General features: G+C 64.0%; 6 protein-coding genes. 2 read left to right on the top strand and 4 right to left on the bottom strand.

The genetic code is table 11. The features are described from left to right. Window positions 1-68: 68 nt before the first annotated feature. On the bottom strand, window positions 69-2,255 hold the full coding sequence (locus VGD20_RS00865; protein ID WP_331132642.1) for a TonB-dependent receptor: 2,187 nt from the start codon (window positions 2,253-2,255) through the stop codon (window positions 69-71). A 145-nt stretch (window positions 2,256-2,400) separates the two neighbouring features. Between VGD20_RS00865 and VGD20_RS00860 the strand changes: the two genes are divergently transcribed. Continuing rightward, on the top strand, window positions 2,401-3,774 hold the full coding sequence (locus tag VGD20_RS00860) for an MFS transporter (RefSeq protein ID WP_331132641.1): 1,374 nt from the start codon (window positions 2,401-2,403) through the stop codon (window positions 3,772-3,774). 69 nt (window positions 3,775-3,843) lie between these two features. On the opposite strand, the gene VGD20_RS00855 is transcribed toward VGD20_RS00860, so the two are convergent. From VGD20_RS00855 to VGD20_RS00845, 3 genes are all read right to left on the bottom strand, one after another. Next, window positions 3,844-4,338, bottom strand: a complete 495-nt coding sequence (locus tag VGD20_RS00855) for a Rap1a/Tai family immunity protein (protein WP_331132640.1) — start codon at window positions 4,336-4,338, stop codon at window positions 3,844-3,846. Between the two features lie 81 nt (window positions 4,339-4,419). Then, window positions 4,420-5,259: an FAS1-like dehydratase domain-containing protein gene (locus VGD20_RS00850; RefSeq protein WP_331132639.1), complete on the bottom strand. Its 840-nt coding sequence runs from the start codon at window positions 5,257-5,259 to the stop codon at window positions 4,420-4,422. Then, window positions 5,259-6,422 carry an acyl-CoA dehydrogenase family protein gene (locus VGD20_RS00845; RefSeq protein WP_331132643.1) on the bottom strand — a complete coding sequence of 388 codons (1,164 nt, stop codon included), beginning with the start codon at window positions 6,420-6,422 and terminating at the stop codon, window positions 5,259-5,261. The genes VGD20_RS00850 and VGD20_RS00845 overlap by 1 nt, the downstream gene beginning before the upstream one ends. A gap of 164 nt (window positions 6,423-6,586) precedes the next feature. Between VGD20_RS00845 and VGD20_RS00840 the strand changes: the two genes are divergently transcribed. Next, window positions 6,587-7,208, top strand: a 622-nt coding sequence (locus VGD20_RS00840) for a hypothetical protein (RefSeq protein ID WP_331132638.1), incomplete at its 3' end; no start/stop codon positions are given.

Genomic DNA, 7,208 nt, shown 5'->3' with positions numbered 1-7,208 from the left:
GGATCATCCTTTCTAGGAGCGAAGGGGAAAAGGCACGGCGGCGAAAGGGGTGCCGCCGTGCCCGCGGGTCACATCCTGAATGCGACCGTAACGCCATAGGTGCGCGGCGGCGCATAGGGGGTCAGAATCTGACGGAAGGCGCCGAAATAGGTGACATAGGTCGGCGTCAGCTCGTCGGTCAGATTCTTGCCCCACAGCGAGATTTCCCAGCGATCGTCGGGACCCGAAAGCGAAAGCCGGGCGTCGAGATTGTCGTGGCTGGGCCAGAGTTGCTGAGGGATGTTCGACGCCTCGAAAAAGGCGTTGTCGACCCAGCTGTAATCGACGCGCAGCTTGGCCGAAAGCTCGCCGACCGGGGTTTCGAACTGGCCGCCGATGTTGAACTTGTTCTTCGGCGAACGCGGCAGCTGGTTGCCCGTATAGTTCACGCCCGGGATCGTATATTCGGTGAACTTCGCATCGAGATACGCATAGCTGCCGTCGATCTGGAAACCCTCGAACGGCCGCGCGACAGCTTCGACCTCGATTCCCTTGATGCGCGCCTTCGCCGCATTGCTCACGACGACGCAGCATAGCGGGACAAGCTGCGAAATCTGGAGGTCCGAATAATCGGTACGGAACGCCGCGACGTTGAGCCGCAGGCGGCGGTCGAACCAGTCGGTCTTTACACCGGCCTCATAACCCCAGGCAAATTCGGGATCATAGGGCGTCGAAGCGCCCGCCGCGGTTCCGGACAGCCCCTGAAAGCCGCCACTCTTGTAGCCGCGCGCGACCGAGGCGTAGAGCAGCACATCGTCGGTGGCCTTCCAGTTGAGCGCGAAACGGGGTGTAAAGGCCTTCCAGCTCTTTTTGCCGGTCACGTCATAGCCGTCGATCGATCCAAGCGGCGGCGGCAGGCCGGGGCCGTCGTCGGCCTTGAAGCCGGCGAAGCGCCCGCTCTTGCGTTCCCACGTCATGCGCGCGCCGACCGTTGCCGTCAGCGACGGTACGATCTCGACATCGACCTGGCCGAAAATCGCGAAACTGCGCGCGTTGACCGACTGGGGATAGATGCCCGTTCCCGAACCCGCGGGGGTCGGGAAGTCCTGGATCTGCCCTTCGATGCGGTCATTATTCTCCTTGAGAAAATAAACGCCGGTCTGGCCCTTGATCCGTCCGCCCCAAGCGTCGAAGCTGAGGCGCAATTCCTGACTGAACTGGCTGTTGTCCTCTTCGCCAAAGCTGGTCGATTCGATTTGCGCCGGCGGGTTGATCGGGTTGCTGAAGAAGGGGGTGACGAAATTGAACTTCACCTTACGCAGCGCGGTCAGCGAGGTCAGCGTCCCGAACGGGAGATCGAGATTGGCCTCGGCCGAATAGGTCTGGATCGTCCGTTTGACCTCGCCATCGATATAGGCGTTCACGACGCGTGGATCGGGGTTGATGCCGACGCAGTGGATGCCCCCGTCGAAGCTGGCATCGCAGTTGTTGTGGCGCGGATTACCCTTCTGGTCCTGGTGCGACACATCGGCGCGCAGGATGATGTCGAGCGTGTCGGTCGGTACGAAGCGCAGCGCGAGCCGGCCCGTCGTCAGGTTGAGATCGTTGACGTCGTTGCCCGTCGTCTCGTTATATTCGAAACCGTCGCGCTGTTTGTGCGACAGGCCCGCCGACAGATAGATTTTGTCGGTCAGCGCCATATTGCCGCGCGCGATCACGCCGACGCGGTCGTAGTTTCCGTAAGTGCCCTCGAAAAAGAAGCTGGTCTCATCGGTCGGCTTGCGGCTGATGAACTGGACAAGGCCGCCGATCGCATTCTTGCCGAACAAGGTCCCCTGCGGGCCGCGCAGCACCTCGACGCGTTCGAGGTCGAGCGCGTCCAGATCGGGGGTGCCGCCGCGGCCGGCATAGACGCCGTCGATGAAGACGACCACCGACGGATCGCCGCCGGCGTTCTGGCTGATGCCGGGGGCGCTGCCGATGCCGCGCATCGCGAAATTGGTATTAACGGGATCGACCGCGCTGACCGCAAGACCGGGGGTGCGGATCGCGATATCCTGTACCGTCTCGATGCTGTTGTCGCGCAATTGTTCGGCGCCGAACGCCGTGACCGAGACGGGAACATCCTGCAGCCGCTGTTCCTGCCGCTGTGCGGTGACGATGATATCGCCGCTGGTATCGGCTGCGGCTTCCTGCGCGGCCGCCGCCGCAGGCAGCGTCGCGACCGCCGCACCGGCCAAGAAGAGGACGGACTGCTTCTTTCCGAAATATGTCATCTCGCGTCTCCCAACACGTTGTTTTCTTGCGTGCGCCGATCACGCTTGACTCGGCTGCAAATTTACTTAGTTTTCTAAGTAATTCATTCTATATATCAGGCCGACTTGCGGTGCAAGAGCGAGCGGCGACCGGGAGGGTGAGGCGATGGCGACAAAGATCACGGACGGCGCTGCGGGGGGCGAGGAGGCAGGGCAAGTCGACCCCGCGTCGCCAGCCTGGCCGCGCCCCGCCCATGGCTGGTACATGGTCGGCGTCCTGCTGCTCGCCTACACGCTGTCCTTTGTCGACCGGATGATCCTCAGCCTGCTGGTTGCGCCGATCCGCGCCGCGCTCGATATTTCGGACACCGAGGTCAGCCTGCTCATCGGGCTCGCCTTTGCGCTTTTCTATACGTTGCTCGGCCTTCCGATCGCGTGGATCGCTGACCGGTGGAACCGGCGGAACCTGATCGTCGCGGGGGTTGCGCTGTGGAGCGTGATGACCGCGGGCTGCGGCCTTGCCGGAAGCTATGCGACGCTGTTCCTCGCCCGCGTGGGTGTCGGGGTCGGCGAAGCGGCGCTTTCGCCCGCAGCCTATTCGATGCTCAGCGATACCTTCCCGCGCGACAGGCTTGCCCGCGCGATGGCGGTCTATTCGATCGGGGTCCCGCTCGGTTCGGGCGTTGCGATGATTCTCGGTTCTTTCGTCGTCCAGGCGGTCCTTGCGGCACCGATGGTCGACCTGCCGCTGATCGGCCCCGTCGAGGCGTGGCGTACGATTTTCCTGTGGGTGGCCGCCCCGGGTCTGCTGGTGTGCCTGTTGCTGTTCACCGTGCGCGAACCGCTTCGGCATGGCGTCCGGCAGAGCCTTGGTGCCGACCGCGCGCCGGGTTTTCTCGCGCATCTGGCGGGACAGCGCGCCGCGCTCGGGGCGCTGTTCGGGGGCATGTCGCTGATCGGGCTCGTCATGTACGGCATGATCGCATGGGTTCCGACCTTTTTCAGCCGGACATACGGGATGGAAGTTTCGCAGGCCGGACTCTGGTTTGGCATCATCATGGCGACGGGCGGCGCTGCCGGGCTGGTGGCGGGCGGGATGCTCGCCGACCGGATGTTCGGCAAGGGCGTTCGCGATGCGCATCTGCGCGTGATGCGTCTGTCCATCCTGCTCGGCGGGCCGCCGTTGCTGGCGGCGATGCTGATGCCCGACGCCACGCTGGCGTTCGTCATGCTCGCGCTCGCCTTTCCCATGCTGACGATGCACGGCGTCGGAACGGTCGCGCTGCAGTTCATCACGCCGAACGAATATCGCGCCCGCGTTACCGCGCTCTATTTCTTCGTGGTCAACCTCGTCGGACTGGGCTTCGGCCCGATGCTGATGGCGCTGCTCACCGACCATCTGTTTGGCGACGATGGCGCGCTGCGCTATTCGATCGCGCTGGTGACCGCTGTTGCACTGCCGCTCGCGGCGGTCATCCTGACCGCCGGCTTCCCGGCCTTTGCTCGCAGCCTCGGCAGGATGGCGGATGCCACGCGCTGACCGGGGCTGGCCGTCTTCTGGGGCTCATCGTGCGACAGACCACTGCGCTCCGCAGCCGCCGGGAATATCTCAGGAACCGGCGCGCGGTTTGGGCACGGAAATATAGACGCCGCGGGTTTCCGGATCGATCGTGAAGAAAGGCGAACTTGTACAGGGGAAGGCGTTGTTCATCGCCATCAGGAACAGCATGTGGGTGGAAACGGATCGGTGCGCTGGATTCTCCTGCAAATATTTGTGAAAAAGATCCCGATACTGCTCATATGTGACACCGGGGCGCGGGCAATAGACCGCCTCTTCGGGCGTCTTTCCCGTGTTCATGATGGGCGCGTCCGCCATTCCCATGAAATAGCCGAGGCAAACGGTGTAATAATCCCTGCCGACGACGCATTCGGAAAAATAGGCGTTTCCTTTGGCGAGGCTCGCCCTGTCTGCCGTCGGTGCAGAACCGGAAAATGCCAGCAATATCAAAGCCACTGCGGTCTTCATCGACGCTCCTTTGCGGCCTTTGCGCCAACGGGACAATGGCGAAGCAGCCATCTTCTCCGCCGGGGTGGCGAGCGTCAAGTAGGCCGAAATATCTAAAAGGTTATATAAAGACCGATATCGCTGCGCCGGTGCCCGCCCGGGAGACCGTGTCCCCTGATCCTAAGCCGCGACCTCGGCACGCATCGTCGTGCGGCCGGTGGCGTCGCGCGCGAGCAGCCGCGCGCCGCCCTCCTGCCACGCAAGGCAGAGATCGAAGGGAGCGCCATCGATCAGTGGCGCTTCGGCGCGGAAGCTGAAGCGCCGGGGCACCGCATCGGGGGCAGCGCGCAGGAAATGGTCCATCAGCAGCGTTGCGATCAGCGGGCCTTGCACGACCAGCCCGGCATAGCCCTCTTCATCGCGCGCATAATCGCGGTCGTAATGGATGCGGTGCGCATTGAACGTGAGCGCCGAGTAACGGAACAGCAGCACGGGGCCGGGCGACACGCTGCGGATCGCATCGACGGGTTCGGGGTCCGGCGCGACCGTCGGGGCGGAAGGGGGGCTGGCCGCTGCGACCGCAGGCGCGCGATAGACCAGGTCCTGTTCCTCGCGGATCGCCGCGACGCCGTCCGCCGCGATGTCGTGGCGCAGGGTCACGAACAGCAGGTCGCCGCTCGCGCCGCGTTTCGGACGGATCGCTTCGATGGTCGTCACGCGGGCGAGCGCCGCGCCCACCGCGATCGGCGACAGGAACTCCACGCGCCCGCCCGCCCACATGCGGCGCGGCAGCGGAACCGGCGGCAACAGTCCGCTATCGTCGCGGCGGGGATGGCCGTCGTCGCCGATCGCCGACTGGCGCGCGTCGGGCGGAAAATAGAGCCAGTGACCGAGCGGCGGTACGGCGGCAGGCCGCGAGCGATCATGGTCGAGCAGCGCGGCGAGCCCCGCGATCGGCGCCGCGGTCGCGACATCCTCGCGCGTTTCGGTGCGGCCGATCCAAGCGGAATAATCGTCCATCAGAAGCTCTTGGGCAGGTCGAGCGCGTGGGTCGCGACATGGCTCAGGATCAGGTTCGTGCTGATCGGCGCAACCTGATAGAGGCGCGTTTCGCGAAATTTGCGCTCGATGTCATATTCCTCGGCAAAACCGAACCCGCCGTGGGTCTGGATACACATGTCGGCGGCGTACCAGCTGGCTTCGGACGCGAGCATCTTCGCCATATTCGCTTCGGTCCCGCAATCGGCCCCTGCGTCGAACAGGCGCGCGGCCTTGTCGACCATCTCGGCGGCGGCGGCGAGTTGAACATACGCCCGCGCGATCGGAAACTGGATGCCCTGGTTTTCGCCGATCGGGCGGCCAAAGACCTCGCGATCCTTTGCATAGGCCGTTGCGCGGTCGATGAAGAAGCGGCCATCGCCGATACATTCGGATGCGATCAGGATGCGTTCGGCGTTCATCCCCGACAGGATGTAGCGAAAACCCTTGCCTTCCTCGCCGATCAAATTTGCGGCGGGGACCTCCAGATCGTCGAAGAAAAGCTCGGTGGTGGCGTGGTTGAGCATCGTGCGCACCGGGCGGATCGTCAATCCCTTGCCCTGTGCTTCGCGCATATCGACGAGCAGCACGCTCATCCCGTCCGACGGCTTGGCGCACTCCTCGCGCGGGGTGGTGCGGCAGAGCAGGACCATCAGGTCAGAATGTTCGGCGCGGCTGATCCAGATTTTCTGCCCGTTGACGACATATTTGTCGCCGACCCGTTTGGCGAAGGTGCGGATACGCGTCGTGTCGGTGCCCGCGGTCGGCTCGGTCACGCCGAAGGCCTGCAGCCGGAGCTCGCCGCTGGCGATGGCGGGCAGATAGGCCTGCTTCTGTGCCTCCGACCCGTGTTTGAGCAACGTGCCCATCGTGTACATTTGCGCGTGACATGCGCCGCCGTTGCAGCCCGAACGGTGGATTTCCTCGAGCACCGCGGTCGCCGCGCCGAGGCCGAGGCCCGACCCGCCATAGGTTTCGGGGATCAGGATCGACAGGAAACCGGCCTCGGTCAGCGTGCGGACGAATTCGGCGGGATAGATGCGGTCGCGGTCGAGCGCCTGCCAATATTCGCCCGGAAACCCGGCGCACAGCCGGCGCACCGCTTCGCGGATTTCGGGATGGCTCTGCGGCTGGGCTTCGGGCATCGGCATTTCTCTCCTGCCCTGACCCTAGGTCGACAAAGCGCCGCGCGCCAAGGTGAATCGGCGATTATTTTGCGCTGGAGGAGCGGGTCCCCGCCGTCGACGTCGGAAGCCAGCGGTTCAAACAGGATATTGATGATCGGCGGCGCGTCTCCCATTGTTCCGGGATGAGCATGACATCTCGCCAAAGCATCAAGGGGCTGCGCCAGTTTCTGGATATCGAGCAACAGAATGACTGGATGGAGGGAAGGGGCGGCGCCCCCGATGCCGACGAGCGCCCCGAGTCGATCGAGCAACGGTTCAAATATGCGGCGCGCTTTCAAAAGCTGCTTCGACGCCCGCAGGCACAGGAGGTCCTGGAGATTCTCGCGCTCTACGGCGAAACCTGTCTTCCCGTGCCGCGTATGACCGAGCGTTATTACTGGTCGGTCTCGTGCCTGCCCTCGACTTCGGACAAACCGCTGGTCCGCGTCAATGCGAGCTGGATGGAACTGTTCACGCTCTACGCCGACGGCGAGGATATCCGGTCGAGGTTCATCGTCCATCTTTCGGATTTTACGCGCGACGGGTCGCTTGTGCGCGAGCAGGTGGACGATCTCTTCCTCGAACGATGCGTCCGGAGACCCGAAGACGTCGGCTGCTTTTTTCCGCGCGGCGCGGACATTTTCGGCATCAAAGTCCGCGGCGCCGCATCCACCCGCAGCTTCCTTGCATCTCCTCGCGCATTGCGCGCCGTCCGGAGATTCAACCTGACCCACATGAACCGGGGCAGGAATGCCTATCAGGCCA

The sequence above is a fragment of the Sphingopyxis sp. genome (assembly GCF_036402335.1).
GTDB lineage: Bacteria > Pseudomonadota > Alphaproteobacteria > Sphingomonadales > Sphingomonadaceae > Sphingopyxis.
Note: the sequence above shows the minus strand (reverse complement) of the source record. Positions and strands in the feature narration are given on the sequence as shown.